The organism is Alsobacter sp. SYSU BS001988 (assembly GCF_054796215.1).
In genome coordinates this window covers 1-494 of the sequence record NZ_JBTAMK010000060.1, presented here as the reverse complement: position 1 = coordinate 494, position 494 = coordinate 1, and the positions used below count along the sequence as shown (strand labels likewise).

Here is a 494-nt window from a genome sequence, read left to right as displayed (position 1 = left end):
TTCGATGTCGCCCTGCTCAGAATGGCCATCGGCGATCACGACCTCGGCGGCATGACCGTGGCTCAGTACATCGCCCGGCTCGCGGCCGACGCGACCACGATAGCGAATTCCCGCGAGTACGCGTTGGAAATTCGGCGGCAGGCCGACAAGCGCAGGATCAAAGCCGTCGCGTCGGAGCTCGCCGTCGCAGCGGAGGCGCCAGCAAGTCGGCCCGCGGAAGTGGCTGCGGACGCCATTGGAGCGCTCGACACAATTGCGTCTGCCGGCCGAGGATCGACGCCGGCCGTCAGCCTTCAGGCAGCTACAGCAAGCGTGCTGGCCGAGCTCGACCGTGTTCGTGGCGGAGGCAAGCGGCGCGGAACACCCTCCGGGCTTCCCTCGCTCGACCGCCTCACGGGCGGCTTCTACCCCGGCCAACTTGTCATCTTGGCTGGTCGCCCCGGCATGGGCAAAACCACACTCGCGCTCGCCATTGCACTGAATGCGGCGCGCGA

General features: G+C 67.6%; 1 protein-coding gene. It reads left to right on the top strand.

The features are described 5' to 3' along the window. Positions 1 to 494, top strand: a 494-nt coding sequence (locus tag ACYVO7_RS25800) for a DnaB-like helicase C-terminal domain-containing protein (RefSeq protein ID WP_460452619.1), incomplete at both ends; no start/stop codon positions are given.